Consider the following 22,541-nt stretch of genomic DNA (forward strand, 5'->3'; position numbering starts at 1 on the left):
ATCGGCTCATCAAACTACCCCTTTTATTGTTATTTCCATATAATATGACAAAAAATAATTTAGGTTATATATTAGAGAATACCTGTATTCAACATGGATTTTCGCAGAGTTAATGCACTGCTATTTTTCATTGCACTACCTTTGTTTCTGTAATGAGTCGCTCCACCGCGGCGCCTTCAGGCGACGAGGAAAGTCCGGGCAACACAGAGCACCCTGCTTCCTAACGGGAAGGACGGAGAAGCGTAAAGTAACTTCGGACAGCCAGTGCCACAGAAAATTACCGCCAGGCGGTGAAATGGTGAGTGGTGAGATGGTGAGTCATGTTCAACCTGCGCAAGCAGAACAACAAACTCATCCTTTCACCATTTCACCATCTCACCATTTGGTAAGGGTGAAAAGGTGCGGTAAGAGCGCACCAGCGGCTGGGCAACCATGCCGGCTGGGTAAACCTCAGGGGTTGAAAGACCAAATAAGCGGATACGCTTCGGCCTTCGGGCCGGGGCACCGGGCGGCTCGTCCGGCGTCCGTGGGTAGGTTGATGGAGCCTTTCCGCGAGGACTGGCCTAGATAAATGGTGGAGGCGCGGCAACGCGTACAAAACCCGGCTTACAGACTCATTACCAGCAACAAAAAGGCCGCCGCAACTTCTGTTGCGGCGGCCTTTTTATGTGCCTTCTACCTATATATAAGGTTTGGGTAGAGGCTATTTCTTTTTTGCGGCGCGGGCGGTTTTCACCTCCCCTACCTGCACGGCGCTGGCTTTGTTGCCGAAACTGTTGCGTACGTACGTGAGCACGTCGGCTATTTGCTGGTCGGTTAGGAAATCGTGGGCGGGCATCACGTTCTGGTACGATTCGCCATCGATTTCCTGATCTTCCATGCCATTGAGCAGCACATTAATCAGGCGGGTTTTATCGCCCAGCACGTAGCTCGTCTTACTAAGCGGCGGGTTCATGTTCTGCACACCGCCCCCGTCGGCCATGTGGCAGGTCAGGCAGTTTTGCGTATAGACTTTCTTGCCCGAAGTCAGTGCCGTTGCTGAAACGGCTGACGCGACGGGCTTTTTGGCAGTTGTTGCTGGCTTCTTCTGCGCCAGGGTAGGTAGGGAAAGCAGCACAAGGCTGGCAATCAACAAAGTATGCTTCATTATTTTTTGTTGTAGACGATACGGTAGATGGTGCCCTTCACGTCGTCGGAGACGTAGAGCGAGCCGTCGGGACCCTGGGCCAGGCCGCAGGGGCGGTGGTCGGCGCGGCCAGAGGCGGCTTTCTCAGGTGAGCCGGCAAAGTTGTCGGCAAATACTTCCCAGTTGCCGCTGGGCTTACCGTTTTTGAAGGGCTGGAATACTACGAAATAGCCTTTTTGAGGCTCAGGAGCCCGGTTCCAGGAGCCGTGAAAGGCAATGAACGCACCGTTCTTGTACTTCTCCGGAAACATGGAACCCGTGTAGAACAGCAGGCCATTGGGCGCCATGTGGGCAGGGTAGGCCGCCGCCGGGTCGATGTACTTATCGTCCACGGTTTTCTTGCCGTCGCCGCCGTACTCGGGCGCCATCATCTTCTTGTTTACCTCTTGGTTGTAGTAGATGTAGGGCCAGCCTGCGTTATCGCCCTTGTCGAGAGCATACATACACTCCGCCGGGAACTGCGCCGATTCTTTCTCTGTGTACTTATCGGGGAACAGCGTGTGCAGCTGGTCGCGGCCGTGCTGCATCACAAACAGCTTATTGTCTTGCTGGTTCCAGTCCAGCCCTACCACGTTGCGCAGGCCGGTGGCGTAGCGCAGGCCGTCGCCGTATTTCTGGTTCAGTTTGTTGGCTTTGAACTGCCAAATGCCGCCGGCCGAGTCCAGCACGGGGCAATTGGGCATGCCCATGGAGCCAGGGCGCCGGTCGCGCTCCTGGCAGGAGTTGGAGTAGGCGCCCACGTTCACGTAGATGTTGCCGCTATTATCAAGCACCACCGATTTACTTTCGTGCTGCTTGCGGTTAATCAGGCCTGTTATAATCTTCTCTGGCTGGGTAGGATTCGTTACTTCGCCTTTGTTGTCGAGCTTGTAGCGGTATACGTCCTCATCGGATGAGGCATAGAGGTAGCCATCTTTGTTGTACATGCCCGTGCCGCCATAGCCGCCAAAACCGCCCGCAATGGTGGCTTTGCCAGTACTGGTTGGGTGTAATGTCAGGATGCCTTTACCATCTTTCACCCGACTCAGCTTCACGTATACCACGCCCTGAGGCGTCACGGTGAGGTGGCGGGCGCGCGCGCCGGTTTCGGCGGCTACCAGCGCGCCGAAGCCAGCGGGCAGCTTCAGGCCGGCGTTGTCGGCATCGGGCACTACCCGCGCTGGGGGGGTTAGCGCATACAGCGCGAGGCTACCTGCTACGGCGGCGGTGGGTAGCAAAAGGCGAGTCAGGGTGTTTTTCATGGAGGAAAGCGTGGTGATGTTGGCAAATAACGTGGGCAGCGGCTGGTAGTTGCTTTTGCCTGCTCTGTGTACGGATTGCACAGCTACAAACACACCTTGACAGGCTGCTGTTTTGAAGGTGCAAGCTGTTCATTATTTCAGCCCGTATCATGCAAACTATGTCTGCTCCAACGTTCGTATATAATCCAGCAGTTCCAGCCAACAGCTACTCCCCTGCTTAGGTTGCCGGTGGGCGGAGCAACTATGTGGCTCCCCGTTGCTTTTTGCTACCTTCGCTCTATTACGCACCTCTCGCTTTCTCTATTTATTTCATGCCCCGTATTCTCATCATCGACGACGAAAAAGCTATTCGGAATACTCTGAAAGAGATTTTGGAGTATGAAAGCTACAAAGTCGACCAGGCCGAGGACGGCCCCACCGGCCTCGATATGCTTATTAAAGATAAGTACGACGTGGTGCTCTGCGACATCAAAATGCCCAAAATGGATGGCATTGAGGTGCTGGAGCGCGCCCAAATCGTAGCGCCCGACGCGGCTTTCATCATGATTTCAGCCCACGGCAACATCGATACGGCCGTGGATGCCACCAAGAAAGGCGCCTACGATTTCCTGCAAAAGCCGCCAGACCTCAACCGGCTGCTCATCACCGTGCGCAACGCCCTGGACCGCACCAAATTGGTAGCCGAAACCAAGACGCTGAAGAAGAAAGTCGCCAAGAATTCGCAGATGGTAGGCGCCTCGCCGGCCCTGGAGGTGGTGCGCAAGGCCATCGAAAAGGTAGCTCCTACCGATGCCCGCGTGCTCATCACTGGTCCCAACGGCGCCGGCAAGGAGATGGTAGCGCGCCAGCTGCACGAGCTAAGCGGCCGCAACAGCGGCCCCATGATTGAAGTGAACTGCGCCGCCATTCCGTCAGAACTCATTGAAAGTGAGCTGTTCGGCCACGAAAAAGGCTCGTTTACGTCAGCCGTAAAGCAGCGCATCGGCAAGTTTGAGCAAGCCGACGGCGGCACGCTGTTTTTGGACGAAATCGGGGACATGAGCCTGTCGGCGCAGGCCAAAGTATTGCGGGCCTTGCAGGAAAACAAGATTACCAGGGTAGGCGGCGAAAAGGAAATTTCGGTAAACGTGCGCGTGCTGGCGGCTACCAACAAGAACCTATTGCAGGAAATTGCCGACCGCAACTTCCGCGAGGACTTGTACCACCGCCTCTCGGTTATCCTCATCCAGGTGCCGCCGCTCAACGACCGGCGCGAGGACATTCCGGCCCTCATCACCAAGTTCCTGGCCGACATTGCCGGCGATTACGGCAATAAGCCCAAAAAGGTAGACCCCGCCGCCATGAAGTACCTGCAAAACCTCGACTGGCGCGGCAACATCCGCGAGCTGCGCAACGTGGTAGAACGCCTCGTCATTATGAGCGACGATACTATTTCCGAAAGCGACGCTAAAGCGTTTGCGGGAAAGTAGGGTTTGCTGATTAGCTAACTAAAAAGCCACCTGTCATCCTGAGCTTGCGAAGGACCTTATCACGTGAGAACAAGTCGTTTTTACGTGATAAGGTCCTTCGCAAGCTCAGGATGACAGGTGGCTTTTTAGCTCTGGCAACTTGCACCCAAGCTACGCCATCTGATTACACCCACGCACGTCGGAGTTATCCATCCTACCCAGCACTTCAAACGAGCCATCGGGGTGCATGCGGGCCAGGTCTTTGGTTTCGATGAAGGCACAACTGTCCACGTTGGCTAGGTCGATGACGTTGAGGGCGCCGTCGGGACGGTCGTTGCTGACGGCGAATGGGTCGCTGGGGTCGCGCAGGAGCACGCGCAGCTGGGCAGGCACATGGAAGCGGCCGTCGCCGAAGCTATAGGCTTGGCTCAGCAATTCCGTCATGCCATACTCGGAGTGGATGCCGAGCGGACCGAATGCCTGTTGCAGCTCCTGATGCAGCTCCTCCCGAATCATCTCGCGGCGCCTACCCTTCATGCCGCCGGTTTCCAGCACGGTAAGATCTTGCAGCTCGGGCACCGGGCCGTATTCGGCCGCCAGATCCAGCAGGGCGTAGCTCACGCCGAAAAGCATGATGCGGCGACTCGGGTCACGTTTCGCCTCCGCCAAGGTAGTGAGCAGAGCAGCGTGGTCGCGTAGAAAAAACGCCTCTTGCGACTGCCCCGAGCGACGGGCAAAATCGTCAATCATCGCCACTAATGATGAATTGCCCTGCTCCAGGTAAGATGGCAGCAGGGCCAGAAACGTCCAGCTGGTAAGCGGGCCATAGTACTGCTCGAAGATGCGGGCGGCGTTGTCGCGGTAGAGCTGCGGGTCGCGGAGCTGGTGGCGACTGCGCTGTTGCAGGGTAGTGCCGCTGCTCAGAAACAGCTCCTGGCCTTCCCAGGCCTGCGGCTCGGTGCGCACGTCGTGGGTTTTAAAGAACTCGATGGGTAGGAAGGGAATATCCGTGAGGCGGTGCACAGCCTGCGGGTCGCGGCCCAGCTGGGCGAGGTAGGCGGCGTAGGGCGGGCAGTGCGCGGCCTGGTAACGAAAGAGCGCAAGAGCGGTTTCTTCTGCCTGCTCCACCGTTAACTGGGGTAGGGCACGCAGGTAGGTTTGCCGGAAACTCATTGGGGTCAGTTGAGGTTAGAAGCGTACAACAAACAAGCGCCCGCTTCGTTGGGAAATTTGTACCTTGTTGCCATCTGAAACGCCTTTTTCGGATTTTCTTAGCCGCCTCTTATGCTCACTATTCGTACGCTTGCACTGGGTGCTTCCTTTCTGCTGGCTGGGGCCGGCGTGTCGTCGTGCCTCACCCCCCCCGACTACCCCGATACGCCTAGCATCGAGTTTAAAAGCATTCGATCGGAACGTGTTGTGGCGGATATTGGCACCTATGATACGGTGACGGTAACGGTATCTTTCCGGGATGGCGACGGCGACTTGGGTCTGGACAATTCGGAAACCAACGCGCCGTATAATCTCACGAATAGCAACGGGCAGCCAAACAAGTTTTACAACAATTACTTCTTTCAGCCGCAGATTCTGCGTGGTAATACATTTGTTGATTACGACCTGTCGTTTCCGTACGACAGCCGCTTTCCCCGCATCCCTCCTATCGACCGCAACGAGCCAAAACGCGGTAACCTGAGCTTCGGTCTTCAAGTTTTCCAGGGCACCTTCCCGGCCGGCTCCCAGATTCGTTTCAAGGTTTCCATTGCCGACCGTGCCCTGAACGTGAGCAACGAAGTGACTACGGATCCGATTACGATTCAGTAAAGAACAAAAGAACGTCATGCTGAGCGAAGGCGTAGCCGCAGTCGAAGCATCTCGCGTGCAACGGTAATCCCAATCGATAGGAGTTACTCACGAGCGAGATGCTTCGACTGCGGCTGCGCTACGCTCAGCATGACGTTCTCTTTTTCACTTACTAAGCTCAATAAATAGCCGGAAACTGCTTCGGGTTTGCTTCGTGCAGCAGTTCGTATACCGTATCAAATACATCCTCGGCGTTGGGCTTGCTGAAGTAGTCGCCATCGGAGCCGTAGGGCGGGCGGTGTGCCTGGGCCGAGAGGCAGCGCGGTTGGGCATCGAGGTAGCGGTAGGCTTGCTGCTGATCCAGCACTTGCTGCATCATATACGACGTAGCACCGCCAGGCACGTCCTCGTCGGCAAACACCACGCGGCTGGTCTTGCGCACGCTATCGGCAATGCTGTGCTGGGTGTCGAAAGGTAGCAGCGTCTGCACATCAATTACCTCCACCGAAATCCCTACTTCGGCAAGCTGCTGAGCCGCGTCCAGCACGATGCGGCACATGGAGCCGTAGGTTACCACCGTCACGTCGGAGCCTTCGCGCAGCACCTCGGGCACGCCCAGGGGTAGGGTAAACTCGCCCACGTTAGTCGGAATCTGCTCTTTGAGGCGGTAGCCGTTCAGGCATTCAATCACGAGGGCCGGCTCGTCGGAGCGCAGCAGGGTGTTGTAGAAACCAGCCGCCTGTGTCATGTTGCGAGGCACCAGCAACTGCATTCCACGAATAGAGCCTAGAATCATCTGAATAGGCGAACCGGAGTGCCAGATACCTTCCAAGCGGTGCCCACGCGTACGCACAATCAATGGGGCTTTTTGCCCGCCTTTGGTGCGGTATTGCAGGCTGGCGAGGTCGTCGGAGAGAATCTGGATGGCGTAGAGCAGATAGTCGAGGTACTGTACCTCGGCAATGGGTCGCAGCCCGCGCAGGGCTGCGCCAATGCCCTGCCCTACAATGGTGCATTCCCGAATGCCCGTGTCCGTCACGCGCAACTCACCAAACTTGGCTTGCAACCCCGCAAAGGCCTGATTCACGTCGCCGATGCGGCCCACATCCTCCCCGATAGCGAAGATGGTCGGGTCACGGCGGAAATTGGCGTCGAAGCATGCTTGTAGTACTTCGCGGCCGTCGACAGGCGGGGCGTTGCGGGCAAATTCAGCGGAAATTTCTTCAATATTGGTGGTGGCGTGCTCGCTCTGGCTGTGCAGATAGGAGTTGTAGCGGTCGGCGTTGTCGGCCTCGGCTTGCTCCAGCCAGTTGAGCAGGTCGCGGCGGGCTGCGCTGCGCTGGCCGCGCACCTGGCGCAGTACCCGGCGCACCGTCCGCACCATATCGGCCCGAATGGGCGCGGGGTTGAATTGCAGCCCCGACACCATTTCGCGCAGCTCGTTTTCGGTGTTGGTTTCGAGCAGCAGCGCGTCCAATAGCTTCACGACCTCGTCGCGCTCCTGCTTAATGGGGTTAAAGAAGGCGTTCCAGGAAGCGGTGCGCGCCTGCTTCACAGTTTCTTTAGCTTCGTTTTCCAGCTGGTCCAGCTCGGCTTTGGTGGCGTGGCCTTCTACCAGCAGCCACTCGCGCATTTTGCGTAGGCAGTCGTGCTCTTCTTCCCAACCCAGGCGTTCCTGGCTCTTGTATCGCTCGTGCGAGCCGCTGGTGCTGTGGCCCTGCGGCTGCGTCACCTCGGTCACGTGGATGAGCACGGGCACGTGCTGGGTGCGGCACACCTCGGCGGCGCGCTGGTAGGTATCAATGAGGGCGGGGTAGTCCCAGCCTTTCACCACGAAAATCTCGAAGCCGTCCTGGCCTTCGCCTTCGCGCTGAAAGCCAGCCAGAATAGCCGAAATACTCTGCTTGGTAGTCTGATATTCAGCGGGCACCGAAATACCGTAATGGTCGTCCCACACGGATACCAGCATGGGAATCTGCAACACGCCCGCCGCATTAATGGCCTCGAAGAATACCCCTTCCGAGGTGCTGGCATTGCCGATGGTACCGAAAGCTACTTCATTGCCCTTATCGGAAAACTGCGTGAACTGGTGCAGCTCTGGGTTTTGCCGAAACAGCTTGGAGGCATAGGCCAGTCCCACCAGGCGCGGCATTTGGCCGGCCGTGGGCGAAATATCAGCCGAGGAATTTTTACTGTTGGCCAGGTCCCGGAACTGTCCATCCTCATCGAGCAGACGGGTGCCAAAGTGCCCGCCCATGCTGCGGCCGGCCGAAGCCGGGTCGGCCTCGGCGTCAGGGTTGGCATAGAGCTGGGCAAAATACTGCGTCAGCGTCAGCTCGCCGATAGCCAGCATAAAGGTTTGGTCGCGGTAGTAGCCGGCACGCCAGTCGCCGGGCCGGAAAGCGCGGGCCATGGCCAGTTGCGGCAACTCCTTGCCATCCCCGAAAATGCCAAACTTGGCCTTTCCCATGAATACTTCCTTGCGCCCGGCCAACGAGGCATGCCGACTTTCCCACCCCAGGCGGTAATCGTGCAGCAAGTCTTCCCGGCGCAAAGCAGTAGCGGTGAGCAGGTCGGCGGTTTCAGGGGTAGTAGACATAAAGAACAGAGAAAAGAAAGACGGGTAGGAATCGGGAGGAAGAACGTGTGCGACGCAAAAGTACGGAAAATGCTGGGGCAGGGACGCGCCGCAGTTGGCAGCCTGCCCTCGTGCGGGGGTAGGGCGGGCAATGCGTATCTTTGCCGGAACTGATGGCCTGCCGTTTAAGTTACGACCTCTGAGAGAATTTCGGGCTGTTGACTTCTTCCTGTTTTCCTACCTTTTTGCTACGCACGTATGACGATTTCCTTACGCTTAGCGGCCAGTCTGCTGCTGTGCCTTGTGGGCCTCACAGGTGCCCATGCCCAGGGCGTGATGACATTTCAGGAAGAATTGCACGATTTCGGTAAGGTACCCGAGGGCACGGTGGCTACCCACGAGTTCAAATTCAAGAACACCGGTAACCAACCGCTGGTGATTGGCAACGTGCAGGCCAGCTGCGGCTGCACCACCCCCGAGTGGACGCGCACGCCCATCTTACCCGGCAAAATGGGCGTGGTGAAGGCCATGTATAGCAGTGCCGGCCGGCCGGGTGTGTTCAACAAAACCATCAGCGTCACTGCCAATACCACCGCCCCCACAACGGTGCTCACCATTAAAGGCACGGTGCTGAACAAGGAGGAAATCCGCAAGTCGCTGACGCCGGCCGAGCTGGCGGCCGCGCCGCGGGCCGTAGCGGCCCAGCCGGTACACAACTTCGGGCGCATGGAGGCTGGTCAGCAGCCAGTGGCGCGCTTTGTGGTGCAGAACACAGGCAAGCAGGATCTGGTGTTCAGCGGCATCACATCGGGCTGCTATTGCATTGGGTTCAAAACGCCCCCTACCCTCATCAAACCCGGCCAGAGCGGCACCCTGGAAATCATCTACACCCAGCGCAAGCTTGGCGCGATGGTTGACGAGGCCACCCTCACCAGCAACGACCCACGCGGCGACCTGAAACTGACCCTAAAAGCTGAGGTGGTAAAAAGCCTGAACGCCGCCAGCCTAGTGAAAGAAAGCGACGTAAGCGTCCCATTTAAGTAGTGAAGTTGTGAAGGGTGAAATTGTGAATTTGACGTTTTGACTGCGCTTTTGTGCTATGCGCTTAGGTAACCCATCCAAAATGTCAAACTCACAACTTCACCCTTCACAACTTCACCACTGCTGTATATTTGCATTTCCTTTTTCAACTTCTCTACTTTTTCCTTCTCAGCCATGTTAATCGGCGTTCCGAAAGAGATTAAAAACAACGAAAACCGTGTAGGTCTGACGCCCGCCGGCGTTGCCGAACTGCGTAAGCACGGCCATACGGTATATGTGCAGAACACGGCCGGTCTGGGCAGCGGCTTTCAGGATGCCGAGTACCAGCAGGCCGGCGCCGAAATGCTGCCAACCATTGAGGACGTGTACGCCACGGCCGATATGATTATCAAGGTGAAGGAGCCTATTCAGCAGGAATACCCCCTGATCAAGGAAAACCAGCTGCTGTTCACGTATTTCCACTTTGCCAGCAGCGAGGAGCTGACTCACGCCATGCTGGAGCGCAAGGCTGTGTGCCTGGCCTACGAAACCGTGGAACTGCCCTCGCGCGCCCTACCCCTGCTGATTCCGATGAGCGAGGTGGCCGGCCGCATGGCCCCGCAGGAAGGCGCCAAGTACCTGGAGAAGCCCCTGAAAGGCCGCGGCATTCTGCTGGGCGGCGTGCCCGGCGTGAAACCCGCGCACGTGCTGGTGCTGGGTGGCGGCATTGTGGGCACGCAGGCCGCGAAAATCGCCGCCGGCCTGGGCGCACAGGTGACCCTCATGGATATCAGCCTGAACCGCCTACGCGAGCTGGACGACATCATGCCCAAAAACGTGTCGACGGTATACTCCAACGAATACAACATCCGCGAGGCCATCAAAACTGCCGACCTCATTGTAGGCGCCGTGCTGATTCCGGGTGCTAAGGCGCCCCACCTCATCACCCGCGACATGCTGAAGGACATGAAGCCCGGCACTGTGCTCGTGGACGTGGCTGTGGACCAGGGTGGCTGCATCGAAACTTGCCGCCCCACCACGCACGAAGACCCTACCTTCATCATTGACGACGTGGTGCACTACTGCGTAGCCAACATGCCCGGCGCGGTGCCCTACACCTCTACCCTGGCCCTCACCAACGCTACCCTACCCTACGCCGTGAAACTGGCCAACCAGGGCTGGCGCGTGGCCTGCCTGCTCAACGAAGACCTGCAAAAAGGCCTGAACGTGGTGAACGGCGAGGTAGTCTACAAAGGCGTAGCCGATGCCTGGGGCCTACCCCTGGCCAGCGTGGAATCGGTGCTGAAGCCCATGCCGGTTATGTAGCTGTTAGCTGATAGCTGTTGGCTATTAGCTCTTTTGTAAGAAGCAGCGCCGACTGATACTGGACGAATCGTTGACAGACGCGACTTGGCCGCCTGTCAGCAATTTGTCCAGTATCAGTCGGCGCTATTTTTAAATAATTTACTCGTGTGCCGAAGCTATTAGCTAACAGCTCAAAAGAATATGAAGGGAGTTATTTACCAGGGCGAGTCGGTGTCGGACGCCGCTACGTTTGCTCGCCTACCTCTGGCGATGCAGAATTACCTGTTGCAGTGCAACGGCCTACTGGCCTACCAAGGTGGCCTGCACCTGCGCGGCTGCTGCCAGGCCCCGGAGTGGCACTCGCTACGCCACGCCTGGGAAGGTGAGGCGGCCTTATCGGCTCGCTATCAGAAAGTACGCCCCACCGACATTCCGTTTGCCGAGGACTACGCCGGCAACCAGTTTTTGCTGCGCGGCGAAGAAGTAGTGTTCCTAGACGCCGAAACCGGCGAAATTGCCTACCTCCAGGTCGATTTTGAGAAGTTTATTGCAGGGGTAGAGAAGTTTCCGCAGCAGGCGTTGGGGCTGGAAATTCTAATTTCCTACCTGAAAGGCGGCGGCCACCTGCGGCCCGGTGAGCTGCTGAGTATTCAGCCGCCGCAGTGCGTGGAGGCGCCCAACCAGCAGCGCACACTGCGCCCTCAGCCCACGGCCGAGCGCCTGGCTTTTCTGGCCGATTTCTACCGCCAGATTCGCAACCTCCCTGATGGGCAGGCCCTGCGCATCTCGCCTTCTTCCGACCACTAGCCGCTGCCTATGCCTACGCTCGCGCTTCGGCTGCTGCTGCGTCGTTTTTCGCTGCTGCTGGCGGTGTACTTGCTGCTGCGCCTCGGCTTTTACTGGGCCAACCACGCCACGTTTCAGGAGGCTAGCACCGGGCAGGTGCTGCTGGCCTTTTGGCACGGCTTCCGGTTTGATGTGGCGGCGCTGCTGCTGCTGAACCTGCCGTGGCTGGTGCTGTCGGTGGTGCCGGCGTATGGGCGCGGGTGGCAACGGCTGCTGCGCGTGTTGCACGTGGTGCTGAACACGCTAGGCATTGCGCTTAACATTATTGATACTGAGTATTTTAAGTTTATTGGCCGACGCACTTCCAATGAACTGACGACCATCGGCGACGACGTGCGCCGGCAGGCAGGGCAGCTGGTGGGGCAATACTGGTATCTGCTGCTGCCGCTGCTGGCGTTGCTCGCCTTTCTGTGGTGGTTGTATCCCATGCCTACCCAGCGCAGCGTGCAGGACGAACAGCGCCAGTGGCGCACCCGTCGTCCCGCCGCGCGCTACGGCCGCTGGGCGGCGCAGCTGGTGGTGCTAGTTGGGCTGATGGTGTTGGGCATCCGAGGTGGGTTGCAGTTGAAGCCCTTGCGCACCGGCGCGGCCTTTGTGCAGCAACCGGCCGTGCTGGGTCACCTGGCGCTCAATAGCACCTTCACCTTCATCAAGAGCTTGGGCTACCAGAGCATCGACCACCGGCAGTATTTCGCTTCGGATACCGCTTTGCGGCAGGCGCTGGCAGCTCGCCCGTTGCCAGCCCATACCCTACCCCCACGCCCGGACAACGTGGTAGTGCTGTTGCTGGAAAGCTTTGCTTCGGAGTATGTAGGGGTCGAAAATAATGGCCGCGGCTACACGCCATTTTTCGATTCGCTGGCTACGCAGGGTCTGTTTTTTCGGGAGCATTATGCCAACGGGCGGCGCTCTATTGAGGCGCTTCCGGCTACGCTGGCGGGGCTGCCGTCGCTGCTGGAAAGCCCGTTTATTACCTCTAATTTCCAGACCGATGAGCTGCACGGTCTGGGCGAAATTCTGGCGCACGAGGGCTACAGTACCAGCATATACCACGGTGCGCAAAACGGCACCATGGGCTTTAACACCTTCGCCGGGGCTGCCGGTATGCAGCGCTATCTTGGTCTGGAAGAATATCCCGGCGCCACCCAAAGCCCCGATTTCGACGGTCATTGGGGTATCTTTGACGAGCCCTACCTCCGGTATTTCGCTCGGCAGCTTGGGCAGCAGCGGCAGCCGTTTTTCAGCTTGCTGTTCACGCTCAGCTCGCATGAGCCGTTTGGACTGCCGGCCGGTTATGAGAAGCGTTTTCCGAAAGGCACCCTGCCCATTCATCGCACCATCGCCTACACCGATTTTGCCCTGCGGCAATTCTTTGAAACGGCCGCCCGGCAGCCGTGGTACCGCAACACGCTGTTTGTACTGCTGGCTGACCACACGTCTCAATCGGACCGGCCGGGCTACCAGAACACGCTGGGGGCCTACAAAACGCCGCTATTGCTCTTCCACCCCGGCCACGCCCTACCCCCGGCCGACACGCACCGCATCACGCAGCAAGCCGACGTGCCTGCCACCGTGCTCGACTACCTGCACCGCGGCGCCAGCGCCCCGCTCCTACCCTTCGGGTACTCCGTATTCGACCAGGGCACCACCGGCCGCGCCATGTTCCTGAGCGGCGGCAGCTACTTTTTGGTCCATGCTGATTTCGTGACGGAGCTAACGGCCGACAACCAGGTACGTCTCTACCCCTACCGCACGCACTTCATCCCGGCCGCGCCCCTCGCTAATCCCGACCCGCAGAAGTTGCGGCAGTATGGGAATGAGTTGAAAGCGTGCGTACAGTTTTACGTGAATGGGTTGGTGGATAATACGTTGTATAAGTAGCGGTGCTTATTCGGTCGTTCTGTCGGTTGACCTCACCCCCCAGCCCCCTCTCCTCGGGGAGAGGGGGAGCCTGACGATTTTGTTCTTTTTGCTAGAAGTATTCTGTCGTGTGCCGGTCTGACGCCGTAGGCGTCCGACCAGTTACCGCGTGCTGAGGTTGCCCGAGCTTCGTGCTGATGCCTGCCCTACCCCTGGCGGCGCGGACGTCAGCAGGCGGCAACCGGTCGGACGCATACGGCGTCGGACCGGCAGGCGACTCTATCATCAGTTTATACCCAACACAAACAAGAGCCCCCACCTGCTTGCGCGGGTGGGGGCTCTTGTTTGTAGCTGACAGCAGCTACACGAAGCTTAGCGAAGCACCAGCTTCACTTGCTGCACGCCGCTGGCGGTGGTCAGGCGGGCCAGGTACACGCCGGCGGGTAGGCCGGTGGGCTGCCAGGTCAGTTGCACCAGTTGTCCGGCGGCGGCAGTGCCGGTGGGCAGCTGCTGCACCAGGCGGCCGCTGGCGTCATAGATAGTCAGCGTGTAGGCTTGCTCCTGCTCCAGCACGAAGGACAGCGTGGTGCGGTCAGAGAAGGGGTTGGGGTAGCTGCGTAGCGCAACGGCGGCGCTTGTGCTGGCCTCGTCATTCAACGTCAGCGCGGTGCTGGTGGCCGCTGCCGACAGCGTACCAGCCGGCTCGGTGCCGTACACTAGTTGGCCTTGCAGGTATACCGTTACGCGGGCATTCTCCAACAGGTCTTTGCCCTTCGCTTGGTAGGAGTAGTCGTTGGTCTGCTGGAAAGCCGACCAATCCTGCTTGTAGAGACGGTACTGGATGTTGCCCGTGCTGCTGAGCGGCCCGAGCGTACCCAGCGCCGCGCTGAAGCGCACCTCGGCGTAGGTTTGCGTGCCCGAGCGGCCCGTTACAATCCGAACGTTGTTGTTGCCCAGTTGGGCATAGTCTACGGCCGAGAGCAGGGCGGCCGCGCCCTCGGGGCTCAGCCAGTAGCGCACCGTTAAGTCCTGATAGGCGGCGGGGGTATTGCCCTCGTTGCGCAGTTGCAGGGTAGTGCTGATGGTATTCGACGTGGTAGAGGAAGACGTGTTCTGCACGTACACGCGCAGGCTGCGAACGGCGGCTACCAGAGCCGGCTCCACGCCCCCTACCAGCTGCCCGTTGCGGTACACCGTGATGCGGGCATTCTCGGTGTAAGTGTTATTGCTGGCGTAGGAATAGTCGTCGGCTTCATTGAAGCTAGTCCAGTCCTGCTTGTAGAAACGAGCCTGGATAGGGCCGGAGCTGGCACCAGCGGCCAGGTTGCCCGCCGCAGCCGAGAAGCTGTACTCCATGTAGCCAAACGCGCCCTGACGCGGCTCCGCGAGCGGCACGTAGCGCAGCTGCACATTATTCGTTCCCAGCTGCGCATAGTCTACGGCACCTTGCATGATAGCGTAGTCTTCCGCCGTCAGCCAGTAGCGCACCGTCAATTGCTGGTAGGGAATGGCTGCGCTGCTCTCGTTGCGCAACTGCAGGTAGGGCTTGATGGTGTTGTTGGTGAGCTGGCGGTCAGCATCCTGGTGCAGCACGCTCAGGCTGGCGGCAGTACCTTGCACCGTTACCGCAAATGTCTGGCTTACCGTGGCGCAGCCGTTGGTGGCCGTGGCCGTTACGGTGGTAGTACCTACGGGGAAGGTGTAGGGTGAGGTGATGGGCGTTGCGGTACCGTTGCGTACGATACTATAAGTAAGCGTCGGAGCCGGGCTACCCGTGGCCATAGCCTCAAATGCTACCGAAGCGCCAGTCTGCCCATATGCGGCCGTGACCGGTGCTAGGGTAGGCACGGTTACTACGGGCGGAGCATTCACCGTTACAGCCTGCGTGTAGGTGTTGGTGCATGTGCCCTGCGTAATCGTCAGGGTGGCCTGGTAGGTGCCGGCTGCGGCGTAGGTGTGCGTGAAATTGCCTCTGGTGGTATAGTCAGTTTTGCCGTCGCCATCCACATCCCAGGCAAAGGTGGCGTTGGCCTCTACTACCGTAGAGTTGTTGGTGAAAGCCGTGGCCGTGCCAGCACAAGCGGTGGTAGCCGTGAAGGTTGGCTGGGGCGTTTCGCAGGTGAGGCCGGTTTGCACGGTGCGGTAGGTGGTGCCTATCCGGATGCCATCGAGTACCAACGCCGGGGAGCTGGAGCCCTGGCGAATAGCCAGCGTCCCAATATCAGACGGCGACGTGGTGCCGGCTTCGCTCACGCTCACGTTGGCCGTAGCAGGCTCGGCAGCAGCGGCCGGGTTGATGAACAGCTGGCTCACGTTGCCGCTTTCGTCGAACACGTATTTCACTACCAATTGATAGGTGGTGTTCAACTCATACTCGGTAGCGGTATAGGTAGCCGCACCACTGCCGCTGATGCCGAATTGCAGCTTGCCCGTACCCGTCCGGCGCACAAACACCCGTGGCCGGAAGGTAGAGCCCAGGTTAGAGGGGCCCAGGTGCAGGAAGTAGTCGCCGGTGGTAGTGGCGCTGCTCACGTTCACCAAAAACGACGCGTACACCGGCGTGCGGGCATATACCGGCGCAAACGGCCGGTTCACATCCTCGCCGCTGCCGGTTAGGGCCGTGGCGTTGCCGATGTTGCTGGCGTCGTAGCCGGGGTAGCTCAGGCTGGGCGTTACCACGGTGAGGGCGCGGGAGCCCGCGCCGCTGTGGGCCGTCCAGTTGTTGGTGGCAGTCAGCAGCGTATCGGCGGGATATTCGAAGTTTTCTACCAGCAGCAGCTGCGCCGGAGCGGCCAGCGTGGCCTGCTCCAGGGTAGCGGGGGCGGTGGTGAGGTAGTTTTCAGCGAAGCGCGTGTTGTCATCGTTGAACGCTACGGCGGCAAACGAGTACGACGTAGCCGGACGCAGGCCCGTTACCAGCACGCTGTCGGCACTGCCGCTGTACACTACGTAGTTGCGGGTGCCTACCTGGCTACCCTGCCCAAAGGCTGCGTTGGCGGTGTAGGTGGTGGCATCGACGGGCAGCGCATCCACAGCGCCACCCTGACGCACCAGCACTAGGCGCTTGGCCCCGTCGCCACCCGTCAGGCGCAGCACCACCGAGGTGCTGGTTATTTGCGTAGCCGCGAGGGTAGGCTGGGTGGTGGGCTCGGCAGCAAGCGCCACGGCGGCGGTGGTGAAGGCGAATTCCTGCCCATAGGCCGTGCTCACAGCCGTGGTGGCGTAGGCGCGCACGTAGTACGTGGTACCGGGCAGCAGGTCGCGCAGCACGCTGGCGAAGGTGCTGGCCTCGGTGCTGTCTACCGTGCGGTTGGTGCCCAGGGTAGGATTTGTTTCCGTACCCCACACCACGCCGCGGGCCGTTACAGGGCTGCCGCCATCGGTGGCGATGGTGCCGCCGGTGGTGGCGCTGGTGGTGGCAATGGCCGATACGGCCGTGGTGCTCAGCGTGGCCGGATACACGGGCGCCGTGCCAGTGCCGCTCACGGCTACGGCCTGGGCTGGCTGGCCGTTGCTGGTAACGGGAATGGAGACCTGATACGCTTGTGCAGCCCCAGGCGCAAAGCGTACATCCACCGTAGTGCTACCCACGGTGCCGCCCGTGGGCGCCAGCGAAATGGTGCAGCAGGCAAATGGATTGCTACCCGTGCGAATCTCCACGCCCGCCGGGGGCGTGAGCAGAATGGGATTCGTGAGGCCACTGCCGCTCACCGTAAACGACTGGCCTGCCGAAGCGCCACCCGCTACCACGCTGCCGAAGTCAGCGAGGGTAGTAGTTGAAACAGTGAGCTGTGGCTGCGGAGCCGTCAGAGTGATGGTGATGGGGGCGCTGGTGCCGGTTACGTCGCCGCAGTCGGTGGTGGCCTGGGCCACTACGTAGTAGGTGCCCGCGCCGGGGAAATCAGCACCACTCACACGGTAGGTGTTCGTGGTGACATCGCCCAGGAGCGTGAACGGGCCGGCCGTGCTGGTGCCATACAACCAGTTGAAGGTAGAGGGCGCGGCGGCCGTGGCCGTCAGCAAGTTACCCGTGCCATTAGTCGACAGCGTCTGGCTGCCCGCGGGCGTCACGGTCACGGCGTTGGTAGCCGGGGCCAGGGTTACGGTCAGGTTGGTGCCGTTGTCGGTGCCGAGGGTAGCGGGCGCGTCGCTCACCACCCGGATACGGTAGCCGGTGCCGCTGGGCGTGCCAGCCGGCAGCGTTGCCGAAATAGGCGAGCTGGTGCCCGTGCCGATGATGTTAGCGGTGGTATTCGTGGGGAATACGCCGCTGGCATTCGACAGCTGCGCCTTAAACGGACCGCTAAACGTACCCGTGGCCGTAAAGTCCACCGCAAACGCGGCGCTGCCGGTGTTGGCAGTCAGGCAATAAGACCCGTCGTAGGCCGAAGGCGTGGTGCTGATGCTGGCCATGGGCGTCGGGGTAGGCGTGGTGCCGCCGGCCAGGGTAGGCGTCAGCACCAGGTCATCCAGCCCAATGCCTTGGGCGTTGGAGCTGCCCCCTACCCCCAGGTAAGTCCAGCGCAGGTAGTAAGTGGCATCAGCGGGCAGGTTGAGGCCCGTGAGCGTCAGCTGCTTGGTTTCCGAAACAGGTGGGTAGTGATAGGCGTTGGTGCCGGCCGGCAGGCTCACCGTGGCGGCGGGTTGCGCTTGCCAGTTCACGCCGTCGGTACTCACAAAAAACTGCCACTCAAAGGCACGGGTGTTGGTGCGGTATTTTTCCACCGCAAACTCTACCCCCAGATCTTGCATGGTGGCGCCAGACGTGTTTTGCACAGCCAGCAGCACGTGCCGGGGCACCGTGTAGGTACCGCTGGCCAGAAAACCAATGGCGCGGTCGGGCGAGGAGGCCGCCGCCCCGAAGTTGTAGGTACCGCCCGTGGTAAAGTTGTTGCCGTTGGCGGCCTGCGAGAAAGCAGTGTAATTGTTGACGCTGGTGTAGGTAGGCGCAGCTTCGGCCGAGAATGTGAAGCCAGCCGGCAGCACCCCGGCCGCCGTGGTGCCCAGGTTGTTGAAATCGACCGTGGTAGCGGTGTTGCTGAGGGGCAGCTGGGCCTGTGCCGGCAGGGCCAGACCGCCCAGCGCCGTAGCGGCCACCAGCGTGCGGAGGCGCCCCAGCAGGTGCTGCGCAGGTCGCCGGAAAGTGGAAAAAGTAAAACGTGTATCCATAGAAAAGCGGCCGTGCCGCGACAAACCGTGAGAAATCAGGGATTAGTTGGTGGGGCCGTTGTCTACTTTCGCTTCCACCACGGCCTGCACTTCCAGGGGTAGGGCCGAAAGCAGATCCAGCCCCGTAGCGGCCTCAATGGCATCCACGGAGGTGCGGTAGTCGCCCCACTGCTCGCTGATGGAGTTGGTATTGGGCGTATCGATGGCAATGATGCGGGTGCCGGCCGTGATGCGGGCCACGTCGTTGTTGCCTACCGGCAAAATCACAATCACCTTCCACACGCGGTTGGGCACCGTCACGCGGCCCTGGTCGATGGTGGTGGTCACGCCGCCGTTGCTGCCCGTACCGCCTACCCCATAGCTACCGCAGATGATATACACCTCGTTATCAGGCAAAAACGTGCGCGTGTAGTTTTCCAGGTTGGCCCAGGTTTTCTGGTTGTTGTTGGGCGCCTGCGGAATCATATTCGTCATCAGGAACGTAGCCGAGTTGTTCTCGCGGGTGGAGGTGCGGTCGGCCGAGGGGCAGTTGTGGCCCCGGTCGAAGCCCGAGCCGGTGTAGCTGGTTGACTGCACCTGGTACCAACCGTCGGGCAGGCTGGTGTCGTTGCGAAAATTGTCTTGGCGGCCCACGCTACCCCGGTCTGAGGCGTCGAGGTGCCAGCTCACCCAGTTGGGCGTACCCCGGTCGCGGCTGTACGACACGGCGTACTGCGGCTTGTCGAGCAGATAGTTGTTGGGGTAGCTGGGGTCGGCGGTGGCGCCGCTGGGGTTGCCCAGCGCCAGGTGCGCATTGTCTTCCGACGGCGCCGCAACGCCAAACGGCGTCACCGCGAAATCGTCGATGTTCAGCCGCGCCGCCCCGCCCGAGGTCTTGCGAATCTCAAACTTCACCGCGCCCGGAATATTCACCGTGAAAGCCGCCGCCTGCAAGGTGCTGCTGGTAGTGAATACCGTGGCGCCTACCTTGGTCCACTTATCGCAGTTGCAGGCGGTTTGGGGCTGCGCCCACAGTTCCCAGCTGCTGCTGGCATCGGTGCCGTAGAGGGCGTGCTGCACCGTGACGGTGGCGGCCCCGTTGGGCAGGAAGAACTCCATGGTGAGGCGCCCCGCCTGTTGCAAGCGCACGGCCTGCGCACCGTTTTTGTGGTCGGCTTCGGAGGTGCCCGTTACGGCATCGGTGAGCAGCCAGGTGCCCGAGGGGAAGGTGACTTCGCCGGCCGGGTAGGTGGGTTTCGTGCCCGTATCGAAGGTTTCCTGCGTGCCGCCCGTGGGCGCAGTTTGCCCCAGCACGCGCGGTACCGAAAGGGCAAAGTAGGACAGGCAAAGCAGCCATGCGGTGCGGCTACCCAAGCGTAAAGGTGTTAGCATGAAGTAGATAAAAGGGTCCAAAACAGCCCCCTACCAGCAGGGGCGCAAAACAACGCACAAAGCTACGACGCTGAATAGGATCCTATTATCACTAAATTGTTAAATCTTGAAATTATATACAAACCGTTATTAATATAATAATATTTATACAGCTTATTAATTAGCAGCTCATCATCAGTAGTCCGCTAACGTGCATGCATTGGGTAGCACACTACTAAATTTCATATTGTGCATTACGTTAATATAATAAGGAGTAACTATGTACTCTTTTTATTACCACGCAACTGAATTATCATTCTCTCCCATGCCTCGGCCTTGGTTTGAGAAGCGAAATTGCATTCTTCATTATCCTGGTCTACCCGACGCAGATATTCCTGCTCTATTTTCTCGTTCTCCCAGAAAAAGCTGCTAGCCTGCGAGTTCCATCCTCTTTGCGTCGCCCACCAACTTTTTGATACAGGAGTTACTTCCGGCGTTTGCGCCGCCCGGCTGTGCGGACACGCTGGCTGGGCTAACTATTTGCTACAGAGGCTGTATTAATCAGAGCAATACAATATCTTAGAATACAGTCTAACGTAGCTTTTATACGCCATGATGGAGTTCAACGAAACGCAGAAAATGACCCAGTGGTGGCTGTGGCTCTTACTGGCTGGGGTGGTAGGAATTTGGGTGTGGGGTATTACGCAGCAAATTATTTTGGACCACCCTTTCGGCAACCATCCTATGTCGGATACCGGGCTGCTGATTTCCGCCATTTTCCCCCTGGCCATCGTGTTTTTTTTCCGCTCCCTTACCCTCTCTACAACCATTAATGCACAAGGCGTTTATTTACGCTATGCTCCACTCATGAGCACGCAAATAACCTGGGCCGACGTTCGGGAGGCGGAAATCATCCGCTACGGATTTGTAGGCTACGGCATCAAAGCTTCCCCTACCTACGGCACAGTATACAACGCGAAAGGCAATACCGGCTTGCTACTGCACAAAAAGAACGGCGAAAAAATCTTAATTGGCACGCAACAGCCTGAGCATCTTGCGCAAGCGGTTGGGCAGTTTATTCCCCTGCATTCCGTTGCTGGCTGAAGTCACTCCACGTTTTTCCGGAAGCTGCTTCGCTCCACTATATCTGCCAAGCGCTGGCCCTACCCCGCCGCCACGTAGGGGGGCACCTCGCTCAGCCGCTCGTTGGTGCGCTGCTCAAAATCGACGCGCCAGCAGTAGTGCTCCAGGCCGTTGGTGAGCAGCAGCAGCGGCGCCCCGATGGTTTGGTTGTAGGTGGCCGCCTGCATGGCCACGGCCGCCGTGATGGGCACCGTGGGCGCTTTGCACTCTACTAATAACAGCGGCCGGCCGTGGGCGTCGTAGGCGCAGAGGTCGGTGCGCTTGCGGCGCTGGTTGTAGGCGTGGCCGCGCTCCAGGGACAGCAGCCCCAGCGGGTAGCCCAGGTGGCCGGTGAGGTAGTGCACCACGTGCTGGCGCACCCACTCCTCGGGCGTGAGCACGACGTGCTTGCGGCGTAGCACGTCCCAGATTAGGATATTTCCGCCCGAATTTGTAACTTTGTAGTCGAAAGGCGGCAGGTTTAAGGCTTGCATCACCTCCAAAGGTACGGCCCAGAACTTCGGTTCCCGCTTTTTCGCTCCGTGCCGTCGTATCCTGACTTTTCAGGGACCGACGGTTTTTTTGTACCCGGATACATGGTTGTATGGCTATATGGATGAATGGTTGTTTTCACAGCCAATGACTTTGCCACACCTAAAATTTGAGGCTACAAGAACGTCATGCTGAGCTTGTCGAAGCATCTCGCGTGCTGATGAAAGATAGTACTCAACATCAGCACGCGAGATGCTTCGACAAGCTCAGCATGACGAACCAGAAAATCAACCATTTGACAATCAACAATCTAACCATATAAACTACATGAAAACAAAAGCTGACATTGTAGAAAACTGGCTACCCCGCTACACGGGCGTACTCCTGAAAGATTTTGGCCAGTACATCCTGCTCACCAACTTCCTGAACTACGTGCACATGTTTGCCGAGCAGTTTGGGGTAGAAGTACAGGGCCTCGACAAACCCATGCAAACGGCCACTGCCGACGGCATCACCATCATCAACTTCGGGATGGGCTCGCCCATGGCAGCTACTGTGATGGATCTACTCTCGGCCGTGAAGCCCAAGGCGGCGCTCTTTCTGGGCAAGTGCGGCGGCCTGAAAAGCAAGACCAAGCTCGGCGACCTGATCTTACCTATCGCGGCTATCCGCGGCGAAGGTACCTCCGATGATTACCTGCCCGCCGAGATTCCCGCCCTACCCTCCTTCCGGTTGCAGCGCGCGGTGTCGTCGATGATCAAGAAGTACGAGAAAGACTACTGGACCGGCACCGTATATACCACCAACCGCCGTGTGTGGGAGCACGACACGGCCTTTAAGGACTATCTGCGCCAGATCCGGGCCATGGCCGTGGATATGGAAACGGCTACCATCTTCACGGTGGGCTTCGTGAACGAGATTCCGCACGGCGCGCTGCTGCTGGTGAGCGACAACCCCATGACGCCCGACGGCGTGAAAACCTCGGAAAGCGACAAGAAAGTAACCGCCGACTTCGTGACCACGCACCTACAAATCGGTATCGAGTCGCTGCTGGAGCTGCGCAACTCCGGCGAATCGGTGAAGCACATGCGCTTCGAGTAGCCCCCCGCTGATGGCGTTTTCGG

General features: G+C 59.2%; 15 protein-coding genes and 1 other RNA gene. 9 read left to right on the forward strand and 7 right to left on the reverse strand.

Going from position 1 to position 22,541, the window contains the following annotated elements:
* Nucleotides 1-149: 149 nt before the first annotated feature.
* Nucleotides 150-625: RNase P RNA component class A (gene rnpB / locus H8B15_RS10060), an RNA gene on the forward strand.
* A gap of 78 nt (nucleotides 626-703) precedes the next feature.
* Here rnpB and H8B15_RS10065 read toward each other — a convergent pair.
* Both H8B15_RS10065 and H8B15_RS10070 read right to left on the reverse strand, forming a co-directional pair.
* Nucleotides 704-1,147, reverse strand: coding sequence for a c-type cytochrome (locus H8B15_RS10065; RefSeq protein ID WP_187319559.1), 444 nt, complete (start codon nucleotides 1,145-1,147; stop codon nucleotides 704-706).
* Nucleotides 1,147-2,508: a PQQ-dependent sugar dehydrogenase gene (locus tag H8B15_RS10070; RefSeq protein ID WP_343069148.1), complete on the reverse strand. Its 1,362-nt coding sequence runs from the start codon at nucleotides 2,506-2,508 to the stop codon at nucleotides 1,147-1,149. The genes H8B15_RS10065 and H8B15_RS10070 overlap by 1 nt, the downstream gene beginning before the upstream one ends.
* Before the next feature lie 230 nt (nucleotides 2,509-2,738).
* Here H8B15_RS10070 and H8B15_RS10075 point away from each other — a divergent pair, with 230 nt between their 5' ends.
* Nucleotides 2,739-3,896, forward strand: coding sequence for a sigma-54-dependent transcriptional regulator (locus tag H8B15_RS10075; RefSeq protein ID WP_187319560.1), 1,158 nt, complete (start codon nucleotides 2,739-2,741; stop codon nucleotides 3,894-3,896).
* Nucleotides 3,897-4,046: 150 nt separating this feature from the next.
* Here H8B15_RS10075 and H8B15_RS10080 read toward each other — a convergent pair whose 3' ends face one another.
* Nucleotides 4,047-5,048 carry an acyl-CoA synthetase family protein gene (locus H8B15_RS10080; protein ID WP_187319561.1) on the reverse strand — a complete coding sequence of 334 codons (1,002 nt, stop codon included), beginning with the start codon at nucleotides 5,046-5,048 and terminating at the stop codon, nucleotides 4,047-4,049.
* Between the two features lie 111 nt (nucleotides 5,049-5,159).
* On the opposite strand from H8B15_RS10080, the gene H8B15_RS10085 reads away from it, so the two are divergent.
* On the forward strand, nucleotides 5,160-5,696 hold the full coding sequence (locus H8B15_RS10085) for a hypothetical protein (RefSeq protein WP_187319562.1): 537 nt from the start codon (nucleotides 5,160-5,162) through the stop codon (nucleotides 5,694-5,696).
* A 157-nt stretch (nucleotides 5,697-5,853) separates the two neighbouring features.
* Here H8B15_RS10085 and H8B15_RS10090 read toward each other — a convergent pair whose 3' ends face one another.
* Nucleotides 5,854-8,274: an alpha-ketoacid dehydrogenase subunit alpha/beta gene (locus H8B15_RS10090; protein ID WP_187319563.1), complete on the reverse strand. Its 2,421-nt coding sequence runs from the start codon at nucleotides 8,272-8,274 to the stop codon at nucleotides 5,854-5,856.
* Between the two features lie 237 nt (nucleotides 8,275-8,511).
* On the opposite strand from H8B15_RS10090, the gene H8B15_RS10095 reads away from it, so the two are divergent.
* The 4 genes from H8B15_RS10095 (at nucleotide 8,512) to H8B15_RS10110 (ending at nucleotide 13,305) form a co-directional block, all read left to right on the forward strand.
* Nucleotides 8,512-9,297: a DUF1573 domain-containing protein gene (locus H8B15_RS10095; RefSeq protein WP_187319564.1), complete on the forward strand. Its 786-nt coding sequence runs from the start codon at nucleotides 8,512-8,514 to the stop codon at nucleotides 9,295-9,297.
* Nucleotides 9,298-9,468: 171 nt separating this feature from the next.
* Nucleotides 9,469-10,599, forward strand: coding sequence for an alanine dehydrogenase (gene ald, locus H8B15_RS10100; RefSeq protein ID WP_187319565.1), 1,131 nt, complete (start codon nucleotides 9,469-9,471; stop codon nucleotides 10,597-10,599).
* A gap of 180 nt (nucleotides 10,600-10,779) precedes the next feature.
* Nucleotides 10,780-11,385: an SMI1/KNR4 family protein gene (locus H8B15_RS10105; protein ID WP_187319566.1), complete on the forward strand. Its 606-nt coding sequence runs from the start codon at nucleotides 10,780-10,782 to the stop codon at nucleotides 11,383-11,385.
* Nucleotides 11,386-11,394: 9 nt separating this feature from the next.
* On the forward strand, nucleotides 11,395-13,305 hold the full coding sequence (locus H8B15_RS10110) for an LTA synthase family protein (RefSeq protein WP_187319567.1): 1,911 nt from the start codon (nucleotides 11,395-11,397) through the stop codon (nucleotides 13,303-13,305).
* Nucleotides 13,306-13,656: 351 nt separating this feature from the next.
* Here the strand turns inward: H8B15_RS10110 and H8B15_RS10115 are convergent, their stop codons facing one another.
* Both H8B15_RS10115 and H8B15_RS10120 read right to left on the reverse strand, forming a co-directional pair.
* Nucleotides 13,657-18,453 (reverse strand): cellulose binding domain-containing protein, encoded by a 4,797-nt coding sequence (locus H8B15_RS10115; RefSeq protein WP_187319568.1) that lies wholly within the window; start codon nucleotides 18,451-18,453, stop codon nucleotides 13,657-13,659.
* Nucleotides 18,454-18,495: 42 nt separating this feature from the next.
* Complete coding sequence (locus tag H8B15_RS10120) at nucleotides 18,496-19,824, reverse strand: DNA/RNA non-specific endonuclease (RefSeq protein WP_246455381.1); 1,329 nt, start codon at nucleotides 19,822-19,824, stop codon at nucleotides 18,496-18,498.
* A 591-nt stretch (nucleotides 19,825-20,415) separates the two neighbouring features.
* Here H8B15_RS10120 and H8B15_RS10125 point away from each other — a divergent pair.
* Nucleotides 20,416-20,907, forward strand: coding sequence for a hypothetical protein (locus H8B15_RS10125; RefSeq protein ID WP_187319569.1), 492 nt, complete (start codon nucleotides 20,416-20,418; stop codon nucleotides 20,905-20,907).
* A gap of 59 nt (nucleotides 20,908-20,966) precedes the next feature.
* Here H8B15_RS10125 and H8B15_RS10130 read toward each other — a convergent pair whose 3' ends face one another.
* Nucleotides 20,967-21,419 carry a type I restriction enzyme HsdR N-terminal domain-containing protein gene (locus H8B15_RS10130; RefSeq protein ID WP_187319570.1) on the reverse strand — a complete coding sequence of 151 codons (453 nt, stop codon included), beginning with the start codon at nucleotides 21,417-21,419 and terminating at the stop codon, nucleotides 20,967-20,969.
* Nucleotides 21,420-21,744: 325 nt separating this feature from the next.
* Here H8B15_RS10130 and H8B15_RS10135 point away from each other — a divergent pair, with 325 nt between their 5' ends.
* On the forward strand, nucleotides 21,745-22,518 hold the full coding sequence (locus H8B15_RS10135) for an AMP nucleosidase (RefSeq protein ID WP_187319571.1): 774 nt from the start codon (nucleotides 21,745-21,747) through the stop codon (nucleotides 22,516-22,518).
* The last annotated feature ends 23 nt before the right edge of the window (nucleotides 22,519-22,541 follow it).

The sequence above is a fragment of the Hymenobacter citatus genome (assembly GCF_014333615.1).
Taxonomy (GTDB): Bacteria; Bacteroidota; Bacteroidia; order Cytophagales; family Hymenobacteraceae; genus Hymenobacter; species Hymenobacter citatus.